The sequence below is a fragment of the Streptomyces sp. NPDC088254 genome, from assembly GCF_044740925.1.
Taxonomy (GTDB): domain Bacteria; phylum Actinomycetota; class Actinomycetes; order Streptomycetales; family Streptomycetaceae; genus Streptomyces.
Genome location: NZ_JBIURQ010000001.1, coordinates 1,504,158 through 1,520,519, shown reverse-complemented (window position 1 = coordinate 1,520,519; position 16,362 = coordinate 1,504,158). Strand labels below are relative to the sequence as shown.

General features: G+C 69.4%; 10 protein-coding genes and 5 pseudogenes. 7 read left to right on the top strand and 8 right to left on the bottom strand.

The genetic code is table 11. The annotated features are described in order from the left end of the window. Positions 1-34: 34 nt before the first annotated feature. The 5 genes and pseudogenes from ACIOC0_RS06765 to ACIOC0_RS06745 form a co-directional block, all read left to right on the top strand. Entirely contained in the window at positions 35-1,129 is a 1,095-nt protein-coding gene (locus ACIOC0_RS06765; RefSeq protein WP_402153064.1) for an acyltransferase family protein, read from the top strand. Then, a pseudogene (locus ACIOC0_RS06760) lies at positions 1,095-1,765 on the top strand (response regulator transcription factor). Before ACIOC0_RS06765 ends, ACIOC0_RS06760 begins: the two are co-directional and overlap by 35 nt. Continuing rightward, positions 1,759-3,009 (top strand): sensor histidine kinase, encoded by a 1,251-nt coding sequence (locus tag ACIOC0_RS06755; RefSeq protein WP_402153062.1) that lies wholly within the window; start codon positions 1,759-1,761, stop codon positions 3,007-3,009. Before ACIOC0_RS06760 ends, ACIOC0_RS06755 begins: the two are co-directional and overlap by 7 nt. A 98-nt stretch (positions 3,010-3,107) precedes the next feature. Further along, entirely contained in the window at positions 3,108-3,512 is a 405-nt protein-coding gene (locus tag ACIOC0_RS06750; protein WP_402153060.1) for a hypothetical protein, read from the top strand. Positions 3,513-4,347: 835 nt separating this feature from the next. Continuing rightward, a pseudogene (locus tag ACIOC0_RS06745) lies at positions 4,348-4,458 on the top strand (IS5/IS1182 family transposase); the annotation flags it as partial. Positions 4,459-4,581: 123 nt separating this feature from the next. Here the strand turns inward: ACIOC0_RS06745 and ACIOC0_RS06740 are convergent. The 4 genes and pseudogenes from ACIOC0_RS06740 to ACIOC0_RS06725 all read right to left on the bottom strand — a co-directional run bounded on the left by ACIOC0_RS06740 (position 4,582) and on the right by ACIOC0_RS06725 (position 9,281). Then, positions 4,582-5,498 (bottom strand): annotated as a pseudogene (locus tag ACIOC0_RS06740) (Ku protein). Positions 5,499-5,966: 468 nt separating this feature from the next. Further along, complete coding sequence (locus tag ACIOC0_RS06735; RefSeq protein WP_402153058.1) at positions 5,967-6,752, bottom strand: class II aldolase/adducin family protein; 786 nt, start codon at positions 6,750-6,752, stop codon at positions 5,967-5,969. Continuing rightward, positions 6,749-7,729 carry a C-terminal binding protein gene (locus tag ACIOC0_RS06730; protein WP_402153056.1) on the bottom strand — a complete coding sequence of 327 codons (981 nt, stop codon included), beginning with the start codon at positions 7,727-7,729 and terminating at the stop codon, positions 6,749-6,751. Before ACIOC0_RS06730 ends, ACIOC0_RS06735 begins: the two co-directional genes overlap by 4 nt. Positions 7,730-7,805: 76 nt before the next feature. Further along, complete coding sequence (locus ACIOC0_RS06725) at positions 7,806-9,281, bottom strand: sodium:solute symporter (RefSeq protein ID WP_402153054.1); 1,476 nt, start codon at positions 9,279-9,281, stop codon at positions 7,806-7,808. A 364-nt stretch (positions 9,282-9,645) separates the two neighbouring features. Between ACIOC0_RS06725 and ACIOC0_RS06720 the strand changes: the two genes are divergently transcribed. Beyond that, a complete protein-coding gene (locus tag ACIOC0_RS06720) occupies positions 9,646-11,220 on the top strand; it encodes a PucR family transcriptional regulator (protein WP_402153052.1) in 1,575 nt (524 codons plus the stop codon). A gap of 445 nt (positions 11,221-11,665) precedes the next feature. On the opposite strand, the gene ACIOC0_RS06715 is transcribed toward ACIOC0_RS06720, so the two are convergent. The 3 genes and pseudogenes from ACIOC0_RS06715 to ACIOC0_RS06705 all read right to left on the bottom strand — a co-directional run bounded on the left by ACIOC0_RS06715 (position 11,666) and on the right by ACIOC0_RS06705 (position 15,556). After that, positions 11,666-13,861 carry an ATP-binding protein gene (locus ACIOC0_RS06715; protein ID WP_402153050.1) on the bottom strand — a complete coding sequence of 732 codons (2,196 nt, stop codon included), beginning with the start codon at positions 13,859-13,861 and terminating at the stop codon, positions 11,666-11,668. Positions 13,862-14,239: 378 nt separating this feature from the next. Next, entirely contained in the window at positions 14,240-15,055 is an 816-nt protein-coding gene (locus ACIOC0_RS06710; protein ID WP_402153048.1) for an intradiol ring-cleavage dioxygenase, read from the bottom strand. Between the two features lie 133 nt (positions 15,056-15,188). Then, positions 15,189-15,556: pseudogene (locus ACIOC0_RS06705) on the bottom strand (putative quinol monooxygenase). Between ACIOC0_RS06705 and ACIOC0_RS06700 the strand changes: the two are divergent. Further along, positions 15,509-15,725, top strand: a pseudogene (locus ACIOC0_RS06700) (IS5/IS1182 family transposase); the annotation flags it as partial. The pseudogenes ACIOC0_RS06705 and ACIOC0_RS06700 sit on opposite strands and share 48 nt — an antisense overlap. A 239-nt stretch (positions 15,726-15,964) precedes the next feature. Here the strand turns inward: ACIOC0_RS06700 and ACIOC0_RS06695 are convergent. After that, positions 15,965-16,306 (bottom strand): transposase, encoded by a 342-nt coding sequence (locus tag ACIOC0_RS06695; RefSeq protein WP_402153046.1) that lies wholly within the window; start codon positions 16,304-16,306, stop codon positions 15,965-15,967. Positions 16,307-16,362: the final 56 nt, after the last annotated feature.

The window sequence follows — 16,362 nt, the reverse complement described above, 5'->3', positions numbered from 1 at the left end:
GAATCCTCATCCTCGCCAGAAGAAGATCGCGGGCATGAAAACCGCACGCTATGTGTATTTCGACGTCCTGCGGGCTGTGGCGATGGTGCGGGTGGTGGTCTTCCACACCATCGGATACGGCGTGCTCAGTATCGTCTTCCCAGCGATGGGGGTCATGTTCGCGCTGGCTGGTTCGCTCATGGCGCGAACGTTGGACCGGGTCGGCCCCAGGGTGGCGGTCACCGGACGGCTGCGACGGCTGTTGCCGGCGCTGTGGGTCCTGGGTGCCATCGGGGTGTCGGTGATGGTGTGGCACGGCTGGTCGGACGCCGACTACAGGCCGTTGAATGTGAAACAACTGCTTCTGTGGCTGCTGCCTGTCGTCGATCCACCGGCGAGCGACTGGGGCGTGGAGTACTTCGCCGCCGTGCTGTGGTATCTGCGCACCTACCTGTGGCTTGTGCTGCTGTCGCCCCTGCTGCTGCCGCTGTTCCGGCGATGGCCGATACCCACCCTCGTCGCTCCGCTCGCCGCACTGCTGGTGATCGGTCTGGGATACGTGTGTCTGGAGAGTCTGGCCGGCACCGCGCTGTACGACTTGGTCACCTGGATGCCTTGCCGGCTTCTCGGTTTCGCCCACCGCGACGGGATGCTGCACCGGCTCAAGGCGCCCGTGGTTGCCGGTCTGGCTCTCCTGTCCGGCGCCCTGGCCGCAGTCTGGTATTTCCGCCATCCCTCAACTGAAATGCCGTGGGACCTCAACGCGGTCCCACTCGCCAACGTCCTGTGGTCGATCGCCTTCCTCGTGGTAATGCTGCGCTGGCGGCCGCAGATGGCCTGGCTGACACGTACACGGCCTCTGCACCGGCTGGTGGGCGTGCTCAACGCCCGTGCGGTCACCATCTACTTGTGGCACATGCCTGCGGTCCTGGTGGCCGGTCTCCTGCTGGACAGGCTGGGGCTGGACTCGCAGGCGGCGCTCCTGGGCGCGGTCTGGCTGGTCACCGGGATGTTCGTGCTGGCGCTGGGCTGGGTGGAAGACCTTGCCGCCCGCCGCGGCCCTCGGCTCGTGCCGGATCCCTACGGGCCGCCGCCCGCGCCGCGCCGTCACTACGATGAGGCCGGTGCGAGTACTGGTGGTGGAGGATGACGACGATCTGAGGTTCGCAGTGGCACACGCTCTGCGACGTGCCGGGTTCGCGGTCGACGAGGCCGCGGACCTGCCCGCGGCCGATGAGGCGCTGTTCGTCAACGCCTACGACTGCGTGGTCTTCGACCGCTCGTTGCCGGCTGGTGATGCCGCCGCGTTCGTGCGGGCCGGCCGCACCCGGGCATGGGACAGCCCGGTGATGTTCCTGACCGCCCGCGACACCGTTGCCGACCGAGTGGTGGGCTTCGACAGCGGGGGGGGGACGACTATCTTGTCAAGCCCTTCGCGGTCGAGGAGCTGATCGTGAGGGTGCGCAGCCTGTGCCGCCGAGCGGGCACACTGCGGCCACCGGTCATCCGGCTGGCCGATGTCGAAATCGACACCGCACGACGCCAGGTGCGCCGGGCCGGTGTGCTGTTGAGCCTGACCGCCAAGGAGTTCACGGTGCTGGAGCTGCTGGCCGCGCGCACGGACCAGACCGTGACGCGTGCCGAGCTGATCGAGCGTGGCTGGGACGAGATGACCGAACCGAACTCGAACGTCGTCGATGTCCTGATCGGCCAGTTGCGCCGCAAGCTGGGAAAGCCACCGCTGATCCACACGGTCCGCGGCGTCGGGTACCGGCTGGCATGCTGAACGCCACGACGAGGATCCGCCGGCTGCGTCGGCGGCTGACGGTGCTGTTCACGCTCACGAGCACGGCGGGTCTGATCGGCCTGACGCTGTATGCCGCGCACCTCAACAACTCGCTCTGGCGTGGACAGCTCGACGACGAACTGCACCGCCGTACCAGCCGGGCCACCGCCCTGCTCGTCTACGACCCGGGCGAACGCCTCGTCTTCGACGGCCTGATAGAGGACGACGTGGACAGCGGCTGCCCCGCCCTGACCGTACTCGCCCATCAGGCGAACGGCCCCGTACCCGTCCGCCGCCCACGGCGCCCCTGCGCCAAGGTCGCGGACAAGGACCTCGTCGCCATCGCCAGGCGGGCGACGGCCGATGTACGGCAGCCGGTTGCCGCGACCGTGACCGATCAAGCCGGCCGACAGGTCCGGCTCTACGCGGAAGCCTTCCCCAACGCCGACTTCAGCGCCACCGGCGGAGCGGTCGTCGTCGCCGACGACATGTCTGCCGACATCGCCGGACATCGGCAGGTGGTCCTGCTGCTGGCAATCGCCTGCGCGGCGTTCGCCGGGTTGTCAGCACTCGCCGGGCACATGCTCTCCGGCCGGGCCATGCGGCCCGCCCTGGCCGCCCTGGCCCAGCAGGAGGCGTTCCTGGCCGACGCGGCGCACGATCTACACACCCCGCTCGCCACCCTCCGGGCGCTGACCGAGGGGGCGCTGCACGACGACGCCTGGCGCGGTGAGGCCCTGAGTCGCGCCGCCCGCCTCGCGGCCAGAACAGGCGACATCGTCGACGACCTGCTGACCCGCGCCCGGCTCGCCGCCGGTGTCACCCCCATTCGCCGCGAGCCGCTGCGGCTCGACCAGCTCGTCGAATCAATCCTGGACGACACGCCCACGGCCGGACACCGCACACGGGTGACGGCCCAGCCGGTCGTCGTCACCGCCGACCCGGCCCTGCTCCGCCGTGCGGTGGCCAACCTGGTCGACAACGCCCTCACCCACGGCCACCAGCCCGGCGCGCCCGCGGACGTGGAGATCACCCTCACCGCCGACGGCACGATCGTGATCGACGACGACGGTCCCGGCATCGATCCCGGGCTCGCCGGTGAACTGTTCGACCGGTACCACAGCGGTGGCCAGTCCACCGGCCTGGGCCTGTCGGTCGCGGCATGGATCGCGCACGCGCACGGCGGCTCACTCACCGTGGGCCCCAGCGCCAGGTGCGGAGCCCGGTTCGTCCTGCGCGTGTGACCGAGTAACAAGGCCCCGCCTGCCTTTGATCGCCGGACGGGCGGAGCGGGATGACGTTGCCGGGGACAGGCTGGTCCTGACTGTCGGGTCGCTGGAGGATGAGGACGGCTGCCGCAAGGGCCATCTGCTCCGAGAACCTCCGCACGCAGATCGACGAACTGCAGGATCGGCTACGGGAGGCCGAGACCCACCTCGAGCACCTGGCGATCACCCGGAAGACCGTCACCGCCCTCGCCGACCGGCTCCCAGCCCGGACGGCTTCGCCGGACCTGCCCGAGCACCCGGACTACCCTCGCATCCTCGCCGCCTTCAACGAGGCCACCGGCCCGCTGAGGGCCCGCGACATCTGCCAAGCCCTCGACCACGAACTGCTGCCGAAGAACATCGAAGGCACCCGCGCCAAGCTGAAACGCCTCGTCAAACTCGACATCCTCACCGAGATCGATGCTGGCAACTTCACCAGGAAGCAGCAGCCGACCGAACACCGCGACCAGCCACCCTGACTCAGCCTCACCCGAGAATGACGTACTCCACGAACCGGTCTTTCATAGGTCAGACAAGGCAGGTGCCGAGCGTTACTGCGCACCGCTCGATGGCGATCGAAAGCCGGCCACGATCTGGTGTGCGTACTGATCGTCTGGGCCGAGGTCTTGGACCACGCGATGGGCTTCTTGAATCCGACTCCTCTCGCACAGCAGCCGAACAAGGACGTACAGGGCACCACGATCACCGTCTCCGGCACGGCTGCGCAGAGCCGCCTCCATCCCCCGCTCGCGAAGCGATCTGTTGAGTCTCCGACGTGCGTGGACATCCGTGAGAGCACGCTCTGTGAGTTCCGAGAGCCGCTCCGCACGCGCAAGCAAATCCATGTGCCAGAGATGGTTGTCGTGCCTGTAGGGATCGATGGAGTAGCACTCGGCGTGGGCGCTTACCAAGGCGATTGCCGCATCCCAATCCCGGCACTGTTCCGCCGCCCGGGCCTGCTCGAACCACTCCACAGGACGAGTATCGCGGAGCACTGCCTCGAACAGCATCGTGAGAGTGGTCGCCAACGAGGGTCCGCCAGGGTCAAGCCCCCACCGCCACCTGCCCAATTACTCTCAAAACGCCCTCTGAGTGGGCGTTCACATAGGGTTCTTCCGGTATGCCTGCTTTACCCGTGACCTATTTTGGGTTTCTTCGCCAGCTAGAGGTGATTCGTTCCCTGCAAGGTCGAACACTCGACTGTCCGCTTCACATGGTTCTGCACTCGGAAACCCGTCCAATTTGAAAATGGCACGGAACCGCCCGACTACAGCGGAACCCACCCATCGGCCATGGCCGTGATCACGCTGTGCTGTGAGCGAGCGCCAGCCGTACCCCAGCGATCTGTCCGACGCCCGATGGGCCCTGATCGAGCCGACACTGACGACCTGGCGAAACGCCCGTCTCGAACGCCGGCCAACAGGTCCCGGCGGCCCACGGCGGCCGTCGGCTGGGTGGGTGAGGGTGGTGGTGGCGGCGTTCCAGGCGGCGCGCCAGGTCCGGGCCGGTGTCGCGGGGCCTGCTGGGACGTCTCCTGGACGGCTGACGTCAGGCGCTGCGCGGCCTGCGGGCGGCCGTCTTCTTCGCCGCGGGCTTCTTCGCCGCGGGCTTCTTGGCCGGCTGCTTCTTCGCGGCCGCCGCCGTCTTCGCCGGGGCCTTCTTCCGTTCCGGCAACTCGTGCACGTCGGCGTCCTCGCCGCGGGGGGGGCCTTCACCTGGGCGACGGACTGCTGGAGGGCGGACATGAGGTCGAGGACCTGGCTCGGCTGCTCCCGCTCGGGCGCCTGGGGCATGGGCTTGTCTTCGCGCTTGGCCTCGATGAGCCTGGCGATGGCCTCGGTGTAGGCGTCCTGGAACTCTTCGCCCTCGAGGTCGTCGCGGCTCATCGTGTCCATCAGGGCGAGCGCGCCCTCGATCTCCTCTTCCGCCACCTCGACCGGCGGCGGGAGCAGCTCGGCAGGGTCGCGGATCTCGTCGGGCCAGCGCATCGAGTGCAGCACGATCACGTCCTCGCGCACCCGCAGCAGGCCCAGCCGCTCGCGGCCGGACCAGGCGTACTTGGCGACGGCCACCTTCGAGGAGCGGGCCAGGGCCTGTCGCAGCAGCTTGTACGGCTTGGCCGCGACCTGGCCGTCCGGGGCGAGGTAATAGCCCTCGCCGATGCGGATCGGGTCGATCGACGACAGCGGCATGAAGGCGACGATCTCGATGGCCTTCGCGGTGGGCAGCGGCAGGTCGCGCAGCTCGTCGGCGGTGATCGCGACGATCTGGTCTCTCGCGTACTCGTAGCCCTTGCCGATCTCCGCGTTCGACACCTCGCGGCCCTCGATCTCGCACACCTTGCGGGTGCGGATCCGCCCTTGGTCTTCCAGGTGGTACTGGTGGAAGCGGATCGAGTGGTCCTCGGTCGCGGACTGCACCTGGATATGGGCGATCCTCACCGGTACCCTGCCCGCCGCCATCATCAAAACCTGACAGCAGCAAACCCGGGCGGGGGTCCGCACAGACGCGAGGTGACGCGCAAACCCCCACCGCATGGCAGCACCACCACACAGCGGATCACCGTACGCGTTCGCGAGACCGGCAGGACGGGAAGCGCGCAGCCCTCCAGACCTCACACTGAGTAACCCTAAGAGCTCGTAACACGATCATGAGCTGTCCCTGAGCGTCACAGTTGGCCAGGTTGGCCAAGCAGCGCGCTCAGGGCGCCAGCTGCCGGGGACGTCAACGGCGGGCCTCGGGGCGGCGCCACGCCCCGGGGCATCGCGTCGGTGCGGTCCCGGCCAAGCAGCGGGAGGCATCGGCTCGCGCGGTGAGGCCGGCGAGAAGCCAGTCGGCCTGACACCCGAAGAGATCGTCGAAGCCTTGCGAAGAAGACAGAGGAAGGTATTCGGCGAGCACGGCCTGCTGCCCTCCACAGCAAATAGTCAGGCTCAGGCCTTGTAGTCGGGGGCGATGCGCTCCACGACGCGGAGCAGTGCCGACCAGGCGAGGTCGTACGCCGCGTCGTCCTGGAGGTCGGAGCTGTCGTCCTCGCCCGAGAGCTGGCGCGCGGTGAGCTCACAGACGTCAGCGGGGGGCGTGACGACCTTCGAGCCGCCGGCCATGGCCGTGGTCTGAATCTCGCACGCCTTGTCCAGGTAGTACATGCGCAGGAAAGCCTGGGCAGGGCTCTCGCCGACGGTCAGCAGGCCGTGGTTGCGCAGGATCATCGCCGGGTGGTCGGCCAGGTCGGCGACGAGACGTTGCCGTTCGGCGAGGTTGAGGGCAACGCCTTCGTAGTCGTGGTAGCCAAGCCTGCCGTAGAACTCCATGGAGATCTGGTTGAGGGGAAGCAGGCCCTGCGCCTGAGCCGCGACGGCGCAGCCGGCCTTGGTGTGGGTGTGCAGGACGCAGTGGGCGTCGGGCCGGGCGGCGTGGATGGCGCTGTGGATGACGAAGCCGGCGGGGTTCACGGCGTAGGGGGTGTCCTCAACCGGCCTGCCCGCCAGGTCGATCTTGACGAGGTTGGATGCGGTGATCTCCTCGAAGAGCAGGCCGTAGGGGTTGATCAGGAAGTGGTGGTCCGGGCCGGGGAGCCGGGCGGAGATGTGCGTGAAGATCAGGTCGGTCATCCGGAAGTGCGCCACCAGGCGGTAGACGGCGGCGAGTTCGCGGCGCAGCCGCAGCTCCTCGGCGGCCCTGGCCGCCTGGTCGGCGTGGAGCGTCGGAACGGTCACGGGGCGATTCCTTCGGTGGCGGGGGTGACGACGGGGGTGAGCGGGCGCCCGGTGCGGTGCCAGGCGATGACGTTCTCGGCCGGGCGTTCCACGTACGCGCGCCGTGAGGCGTCGGAGAGAAACGCGCTGTGCGGGGAGAGCAGCAGCCCGGGATGGGTGCGTACGGGGTCGTCCGGGGCGGGGGGTTCGACGGGGAGGACGTCCAGGGCCGCCCCGGCGAGGTGGCCGCTGTCCAGGGCCTCCAGGACCGCAGTGAGGTCGACCAGGCCTCCGCGGGCGACGTTGACCAGGAAACTGCCGGCCGGCATGCGCTCGAGCTGTGCACGGCCGATGAGATTGCGGGTGGTGTCGTTGAGAGGAGCGTGCAGGGACAGCACGTCGCTGCACGCCAGCAGGGTGTCCAGGTCGGTCCGTTGAACAGCGGCGGGCCACTGTTCGGGAGGGCACAGCGGGTCGTAGGCGGCGACGCGGCCGAAGATCGGTGCGGCCAGCTCGGCGAGGCGGGAGGCGATACGGCCCATGCCCACCAGGCCGAGTGTCAGGTCGCTGGTACGGCGGGGAAACCGGGGCAGGTCGGTGGTCCAGCCGCCGCGGCGCACCACGGCGTCGGCCTGCGGGAGTTCACGTACCAGCGAAAGGGCCGAGGCGAGTGCGTGGACGGCGACCTCCTCGGTGGCGGCGTCGGGCAGGTTGCACACCCACAGGCCGCGGGCGCGTGCGGCTTCGCTGTCGATCATGTCGTGGCCGGCTGAGAGCGTGGCCAGGATGCGGACGTGGAGGAGCCGGTCCAGGAGGTCGGCGTCCACCTTGGCGTACCCGACCAGGAGAGCAACGGCGTCCGAGGCCACTCTGGCGATGGTGTCCGGATCAGCGCTGTCGGCGATCCGCACGTCGAAGCCCGCCTCCGTCAGCAGGGCCACCCCGGGTGCCGGATCGAGGTCGTCGAGGTCGGTGAAGACGGCCAGCGGCCGGGTCATACGAGGCTCCTTCGAGGTGCGGACTCCGGGTGCGGAGTCGATGCGGACAGCGATGGGGTCAACCGCGGGTGCGGTGTCAGGCGGCCGTGAGCTCGGGCTCGGGCGTGCCGGCCGGCTTGGCCGCCAGGCGGCGGCGCCACGCCTCGACCACCGCTTCGTCGGTCGGCTTGGTCACGAGGCTGACGATCACGTAGGCGGCGAGGCTGGCGAGCAGTCCGTAGTAGATCGGCTCGTTGGCGAGAAGCCCGTGCGTCGCCATCAGGGTGATCACTGTGAAGCCGCCTGCGATCATCGCCGTGAGGGCCCCTTGCATGTTTCCGCGCTTCCAGAGCAGACCGCCGAGGATGGGGACCAGCAAGCCGCCGACCAGCAGGTTGTACGCAACGGTGAGGGCTGCGAGCACGTCGCCCAGTAGGCAGGCGATGGCCATGGACGCCACACCGAGGATGGCGATGGCGAACCGGTTGCCGCGGATCTCGTCGTGCTCCTCCGCGTTGGCTGTGGCTTCGGTGGCATGGTGGCCACGGCGGCGCAGCCGGGCCCAGACGTCGTTGTTGGCCACGGTCGCGGAGGCGATCAGGGCACCGCTGGCGGTGGACATCATGGCGGACAGGGCGGCGGCCAGGACCAGGCCCTTGATCCCGATGGGCAGGGCACGTTCCACGATGGTGGCGAACGCCTGGTCGGGGCTGCCCAGGTGCGGGTAGAGCACCTTGGTGGCCATGCCGATCACGGCTCCGGCCAGGGCGTAGACGAGGCAGTAGACGCCGGCGACGGTACCGCCCCAGGCGGCGACCTTGTCGGTGCGGGCGGTGAAGACCCGCTGCCAGATGTCCTGCCCGATCAGCATGCCGAACGTGTAGATCAGCACGAAAGTGAAGATCGTCTGCCCGCCGATGGAGGTCGGCGAGAGGTAGCCGTCCGGCAGCCGGTCGGCCATGGCGGAGAAGCCGCCCGCCTTGACCACCGCGATGGGCAGAAGCAGGACGAGCACGCCCACGCTCTTGATCACGAACTGCACCATGTCGGTGAGCGTGATGGACCACATGCCGCCGAGCACCGAGTAGCCCACGACGATCGAGCCGCCGAAGACTATCGCGGCCCAGCGCGGTACGTCGAACAGCACGCCGAAGACGCTGGCGTAGGCGATCGTGGAGGTGACGACCAGCATGAGCGTGTAGATCCACATCACCAGGCCGGAGATGACACTGGCGGTGCCGCCGTAGCGCAGGGAGAGCATCTCGGCGACGGTGTAGACGCGCAGCCGGGCGATCCGGGCGGAGAAGAAGATGCTCAGGGCCAGCAGCCCGAGTCCGATGGAGAAGACCATGGCGGCGCCGGAGAGGCCGTAGACGTAGCCGAGGCGGACGCCGCCGATGGTGGAGGCGCCGCCGAGGACGACGGCGGCCATGGTGCCGGTGTACATGAGCGGGCCCAGCCGCCGTCCGGCGACCAGGAAGTCGCTCTTGGAGGCGGCGCGCTTCTTGCCCCACCAGCCGACGCCGACGATGCCCAACAAATAAACGATCATGACGAGGTAGTCGACGGCCATCAGGTCCTCCTGTTCGCTGCGGCTCGCGTGTGGTGCGCTGAGCCGCCGAGTGGCTGCTGTCGAGGGAGACAGCGGCTGCGTGCCGGGTACGAAGGGGCGGCACGCGCGTGCTGATGAAAAGGGGGGAAGGTGGAGCGGGAGAGGGGGCGGGGGGAATGCGGGAGGGGGAAGAGTGCAGCGCTGCAGAGCCGGGGTGGTGCCCCGCGGATGCGGCGCTGATCAGGGCCGGGGAGCGCCCTGCTGGTTCACTGAAGGTATCGGCCGTTGGCACTGGCGTTGAAGTGCGGGATTTATCCAATATGGATGCGTCCGTTGGATGAATCCGGCACTCCCGTGGAGCTCCCGGATGGGAGGATCTCTCCTCATGAGCGAGACCGTTCAGCCGTCCGTCCCCCTCTCGGTGCTGCTCGCGGACCCCGGACTGGGCCTGAGTCAGGTCGCCGGGCCGGCGGAGGACCGCCTCATCGGCACGGTCGGCACCACCGAGATCGAGGACCCCACGCCGTATCTTGTGGGCGGTGAACTCCTCCTCACCGCGGGGGTCCGTCTCCCGAAGGACGCCGAGGGCATCGACACATACGTGGCGCGCGTCGTCGCCGCGGGGGTGGCCGCACTCGGTTTCGGCGTCGCACCCGTGTACCAGGAGATTCCGGCGGAGCTCGTCGCCGCCTGCGACCGGCACAGACTGCCGCTGCTGAGACTGCCGCCGGACACACCCTTCGTCGCCGTCGGTCAAGCCACCTACGCCGCGATCGCCGAGGCCCACAATCGCGTGCTGAGAGAGATCTCCCAGGCGCAGTCGGCTCTCACTTCCGCCGCCGCCCGTCCGGACGCGCTGCAGGCCGTTCTCAACCAGCTCAGCACCCACACCAGGGCCTGGGCGGTCGTTTTCGACGCCCAGGGCACCGAACTGTTCAGCGCGGGCTGCCGGCCCCCGGCCCCCATCCCGGGACTTCTGCGCGATCTCGCCAGACGTGTCACGGCCCGCCCAGCCCACGACCATGTGAAGGACAGACCCCCGCCTCCGGCGGCGGCCGCTCACCACCTCGATGGCGTGCACCTGACCGTCCACACCCTGCCCGGCGCGGACAGCACTGCTACCTCACTGGCCCTCGGGCAGGCCGCCACCGAAACCCCGAGCGTGGTGCACCGGCAGATGACCAGTACAGCGACGGTCCTGCTGTCCCTGCTGACCAGCCCCCGCCACGCCCTCAGTACGGAAGCCCGCAGCGTCGGCGCACTCGTGCGGCTCATGCTCGGCGCCGCCCCAGCCGAGGTGGCGCCGGCACTGGCACCCGCCGACGAGGCGACGGGCGACCACTGGATCGTCGTCCACGGCCGCCACGCGCCGGCGCCTACCGGAGCCACACCCCGTCCCGGCGGAGACCCGGCCCAACTCGCCGCCTTGGCCAACGCACTGGGCTCCCCGTATGTGCACATCGACGGTGCTCACTTGCGGGCGCTGATCCCCAGCACACCCGAAACCTCGCCGAGCGCCCCCGCGCTGGCCGCCGTTCTCGGGTGGACCCTCGGCTTCAGCACCCCCGTACCCGCGGCCGACCTGCCCCGCGCCGACTCTCAGGCCGAACGGGCTCTTCAGCGCGCGATCGCCACCAACACACCGGCCGTCATCCAGAGCAACGAGCCACTCACCGTGCACGCCCTCATCCCCCCTGCCGACGCCCGAGAGCACGCCCGTGCGCGCTTCGCTCCGCTGGACCGGGCCGGCGCGCCGGGCGCCTCTGTCCTCCTCGAGACCCTGCGAACGTGGCTGGCTCTGCACGGCAGTTGGGACCGCACTGCCGCAGCCCTGGAGGTCCATCGCAACACCGTGCGTCACCGCCTCACGCGGGTCGCCGAACTCCTCGACGTCGACCTCCAGGACCCGAACATCCGCATGGAACTGTGGTTCGCACTGCACTGGTTGCCCGACGACTAGAGGAGCACGGCCTCGCAGAACGGAACAGCCCCTGGTGGATCCAGGCGGAGGAGGAGCGAAAGGCCGGGCCACCGCCGCGACGCGATTGTCGCCGCCGTCGACCCCGACCAGCCCGGCGAGCTGCAGCCCTCGGGCCGCTCCAACGCCTACGGCGATGCCTGAGTCGACGCGGAATGCGCGCGGGCTGCGAGCGCGCAGCCCGTTTCACGGCCTTGTCAGTGGCAGCAGGCAAACTGTGCCGTATGCGTTCGGTGCGCCCCGCTTCAGCGGGGTGGGGAATCGCTTGTCCGGCTGCCCTGACCCCTCAACTGCCTCCACAATGGGGGCAAGATAGCTCTCGGGGGTCTTGTCGCGTCGAGAAGTCACCCGCGACGAGGTCGAGGGCACCTTTGGCCCGGTCGACGGGAGCGCTCACCCCCTGAGGTCGGCGCCGCGGGGAGCCGGCTCACCACAGCGTGGTGTGGTCGCCTTCCGGCCGTGCAGCCACCCACAGAGCGATCTGCGTGCGTGACCGGAGGCCCAGCTTGTCGCGGACCTTGTCCAGGTGCGTGGCGACCGTATGGATCGAAAGGCCCAGCCGATCCGCGATCTGGCGGTTGGTCAGGCCCTGGGCGACGAGTTCAACCACCCTGAACTCCCTTGCGGTAAGCCGGTACGGCCCGTCGGTGACGTGCACCGAGTCCGCCATGGTTCGGTGGTAGCCGCTCCGCGTCCGCAGTGCGTACGCGATGAGCCGGTCCCCGCGCAGCTCACGGGCAGCGGCGACCGCGGCGTCCCGCGCGGTTGTCGGCAGCCGTGTCCTGGCGCGAGCGGCCACCTGGTCCATCCTGTGTCGCCACGGCGCCTCGGGCTCGGTGTCCAGTCGACGCCTGGCCTGCGCGCTCGCCTCGTACAACCGCAGCGCTCGCTGCATGTCCCCGCTCTCGGCGGCCACAAGGGCCAGGCCCTCGACGGGGTACAGCGAGTGGAAACTCGCCCCGGGTGCGATCCGCAGCACCTCGGCGAACAGCGCCTCAGCGCTTTGCAGCCTGCCCAGAGCCAGCCGGACGGCTCCCGCGGTGTGCAGCGCGGCCGCGGTCCGAGGCCAGGGTGCGTGCTTCCTGAGCACCGGCAGGCACCGGGACATGAGCTCGTCGGCTTCGAGCTCCTCGCCCGCTTGGAGCAGCGCCCAGGCCAAGTGATGGGTGCACCACGCGGTGTCCTGCGGGGTACCGAGCGAGGCGACGACCTCCAGGCACTCGCGCAGATCCGCGACGGCCTCGGCGAACTCACCGCGGCACAGCCGGGCCGCCGCCCGGGCGTCCAGGGCGTTGGCCAGCCCGGCGGGGTCGTGGCGTACCCGCTCCATGTTCACGGCCTGTTCTCCCAGGCTCAGGGCTTCTTCCAGGTCCGCCCGCTGGCAGGCCACACGCGCGGCGAGCGCCGGCACCGAGCCGCCGAGCACCCGACCACAGGTTTCCCGCAGCAGTCCGGTGAGCACCGCGCGGGCGGCCGAAGGCTGCTCCTGCTGGTAGTGCACCCGAGCCAGCTCCAGTGCGAGCCGCCCCCGCGCGCCCTCGTCAAGGCCGGTGGCGCAGGCCAGGAGCGAGACGAGATTGTCCCGTTCCGCCGTCAATGGACTGCTCGCCTGGTCAGCGAACACATCGGCATGGCCTTGATCGGCCACCTCGGTCAGCCATGCGGCAGCTCGTCGCAGGGTGGCGGGTAACTCGCCGGAGACGCACAGGCATTCCATGGCGTAGGCGCGGATGGTGCTCAACTGCCGGAAGCGTGCGGGTGCCTCCTCCTCTCCTGGCAGACGTACGATCAGGGACTTCGCCTCCAGGGCGCACAGGATACGGAAGAGCTCCCGGGGCCCGATGCGACTGTCGACGCAGATCGTTCGGGCCGCGGCCACGTCGAAACCGCCGACGAGGATCGCCAGACGCCGGAAGACCGCCTGCTCCGCCGGATCCAGCAGCCGATGGCTCCAGTCGACGGCGGCAGCGAGCCCGCTGTGGCGCCGGGGCCCGGTTCTGCTTCCGTTGCTGAGCAGGTCGAGCTGGGTCAGCTGGTCGTCCAGTCCTGCCACGATGTCGCTCAGTGCGAGGGTGCCGATGTGACCGGCCGCGAGCTCGATGGCGAGCGTGAGGCCGTCCAGCCGACGGCAGATCTCCGCAATGTGGCCACCGTTGCCGCGGTTGAGGGTGAATCCCGGTGACCGGCTCGAGGCGCGCTCGACGAACAGCCGCACGGCATCCGAGCGCAGGAGAACTGTCACGTCGTCTCCGGCATCGGCCGGTGGCAGGGACAGCTCCCCCACCCGGAACACGGTCTCTCCGGATGCCCGCAGGGCCTCCCGGCTGGTGGCCAGGACCCGTAGCCGCGAGCAGCCACCCAGCAGGGCCGCGACCAATCGGGCACAGGGCTCGGCCACATGTTCGCAGTTGTCCAGAATGAGCAGCCGGGAGGCGTCACCGATCGCACGGACCAGAACGTCGACGCCGGCCCGGCCCTCTCGTTCGCCCACGCCCAGAGCGGCGGCCACGGACTGTGGCAGCAAAGTGCCGTCCTGCAGCGAAGCGAGTTCCACGAGGTCGGCTCGGGTGAAGCGGTTCGGCAGCCCCCTGGCGAACTCCAGCGCCAGTCGTGTCTTGCCCACACCGCCCGCACCGGTCAACGTCAGGAGGCGCGAAGTGCTCAGCAGCGCGCCCAGACGCGACAGCTCCCGCTGCCGGCCGACGAAGGAGTCGAGCGCCAGTGGCAGCGATGCAGCAGTCGCCGTGGCGCGCTGCGCCCCGGGCGAGCCACCCGAGGGCTCCTGCTGCTTCCGGCGGTCATCCCGGTCCGCCAGCCGTTGCCGGAACGCCCGTTGTCTGCAGGCATTGGAACAGTATCGAGCCGGCCGACCGCCGTGCGGTCTCGCGATCAGCGCAGCGCCGCACATCTCACACGTTCGACTCCGGCTCATCCACGATTCCTGGCCGCGCTTTCCAGGGCCGAAACCCACGCCTCCGTCCAGGTGTTGCGCACAACAGCGTTATGGACGTCCGTCGGGTGTGGCAGCCGGGTTGATACCGAGTACGACGGTCCCGGTCACTCCCTTGCCGAGGTCGCTGCCGGCCTGGGTGAGCGTCAGAAGGGTCGAGGACCCGCCGTTGCGGTAGATGCCGTCCCTGGCGTTGAGGGTGCGGGTGGCCGTGTTGTTCCGGTACGGGGAGAGGGCGGCGACCTTGGTGTTGTACGTCTCCGGGAAGTAGAGCTGGCCCGTGTGGGACACGTGGCCTCCGTGGTAGGTCCCGTTGGAGACGGTGCCGCCCACATGTGTCTTGACGTGGATGTGGAGGGCACGGCCGACGTACCAGCCCGGGTAGATGGTGGTGAACTCCGCGACGCCCGCGGAGTCGGTCAGCTGCACGCCCCGCAGGAAAGTCGTGTCCGGGGTGGATCCGCCGGCGACGTAACCCGAGTAGGCCCCGAGCGCGTCACAGTGCCAGATGTCGACCGCCGTGTCGGGCAGCGGGGCGCAGCTCGTGGCGTGCACCACCGTGACGCGGAGAGTCAGCGGAACTCCGGCCTTGCCCTCGGTGATGTTCTCGCGGACCGTCTCCAGATCCAGGTAGTAGGGCCCCTCGGTCTGCTCGGGCGTGAGGATACAGGCCGCGGCAGCCTGGAGCCCGGCGTCGGGCTCTGCGGCGGCGGTCGCCTGCGTGGTGGCAACACCCAGCGCGGCCACGCCGAGGGCGGCGCCGCCCAGGGTGGCTATGACGGATCGCCGGGTGGCGCCGGGCAGAACGTCAGTCGGCTCGGCGCCGCGCTGTGGTTGCTTGGCGTTGTGGTGGGGGGTGTCAGTCATGCCGCGAGCTTGGCGCAGGCGGCGGTCCATGGGATCGATCAAATGAACCATGAGCCGGACACGTTACGAAACACCACGATGGACTGCTGCGTTCGAGGTGGTCGCGTTCAGGTCTGGACGGCCCGGCAGCCGGCTACTTCTCGCCGGGGAACGCCATCTCCCCAAGGAGGGACCAGTCATCCTGCGGAACGGTCATGTTCACAATGCGTGGCGTCTCCACCAGATGGGGCGGCAGCGTCTGCTGCGCTGCCTTGAAGTGCGGGGACTGCACATGAGCGATGCCGGCCTCGTCGTTACGGAAGGCCTCGACCAGGACGTACTCCGTCGGCTCTTCCACGCTGCCCGACCAGTCGAACCACAGGCAGCCGGGTTCAGCGCGCGCGGCCCGGGTGAAGTCGGCGCTGATCTCGGGCCAGCGGTCGGCGTGCTCGGGCGGACTCGGAACTTAGCGGGCCACGGCGCAGGCCCGACGCGCTGCCGGCCGACCGCGGCTACGACCACGACGAGTACCGCCGACTGCTGCGGGTACTGCTGCGGGCGCGGGGCGTCCGCCCCGTCATCGCCGAACGAGGTCAGCCACACGGCTCCGACCTGGGCATCTTCCGTGGTCGAGCGCACGATCGCCTGGCTGCACGGCTTCCGCCGCCTGCGCATCCGCTGGGAACGGCGCGACGAACCGCAACGACTACGGCTGACTGCACCCCCACCCGACCCGGAGTGACGTTGACGCAAGCCTGGCCTGGTGCCGCTCACGCCGTACGGGCCCAGCTCGACCACAAGTCCAGCCGGAGACACCGAGGGGGCGGCACCGCTCGTTGAGCCGGCGGCATGTTCCGCCCGCGTCTACCTACGGACGACGGAAACGTAGCGTGCCAGCGGACCGGGCCACCCACCGGACGTACTGATCGGTCACGGCCACGCTTCCACCGTACGCGCGGTGCCCGGAGGCTCGCAGGTGACCCCTCGGGTCTCGCGAACAGTGCTGCCGTCAGTCGGCAGCGCGGCCTGTGCGACCAGCGCGGTGAACACGCGCTCCCAGGTGCCGTCGATGGCCCACATCCGCAGCCGGTTGTAAACGCCTCGCCAGTTGCCGTACTTCTCGGGGAGGTGGATCCACTGCGATCCCGACTGGAATTTCCAGGCGATCGCGTCGATCACCTCTCTGTGATCCCTCCACCGGCCACCCCGCCGCGGTGTCCGATCTGGGAGTAACGGCTCGATTCGCGCCCACTGCGCGTCAGTCAACGGCACACATGAACAACGACCGGCGCAGCTGGTTGGAACGGCGCTGCTCGTCAGGCGGTCGC

Coding starts and splice junctions, on each gene's coding strand:
- ACIOC0_RS06725 (WP_402153054.1), bottom strand. CDS start 9,281: ATGGCCGTCGACTACCTCGTCATGATCGTTTATTTGTTGGGCATCGTC.
- ACIOC0_RS06750 (WP_402153060.1), top strand. CDS start 3,108: ATGAGGACGGCTGCCGCAAGGGCCATCTGCTCCGAGAACCTCCGCACG.
- ACIOC0_RS06720 (WP_402153052.1), top strand. CDS start 9,646: ATGAGCGAGACCGTTCAGCCGTCCGTCCCCCTCTCGGTGCTGCTCGCG.
- ACIOC0_RS06755 (WP_402153062.1), top strand. CDS start 1,759: ATGCTGAACGCCACGACGAGGATCCGCCGGCTGCGTCGGCGGCTGACG.
- ACIOC0_RS06730 (WP_402153056.1), bottom strand. CDS start 7,729: ATGACCCGGCCGCTGGCCGTCTTCACCGACCTCGACGACCTCGATCCG.
- ACIOC0_RS06710 (WP_402153048.1), bottom strand. CDS start 15,055: ATGACTGACACCCCCCACCACAACGCCAAGCAACCACAGCGCGGCGCC.
- ACIOC0_RS06765 (WP_402153064.1), top strand. CDS start 35: ATGAAAACCGCACGCTATGTGTATTTCGACGTCCTGCGGGCTGTGGCG.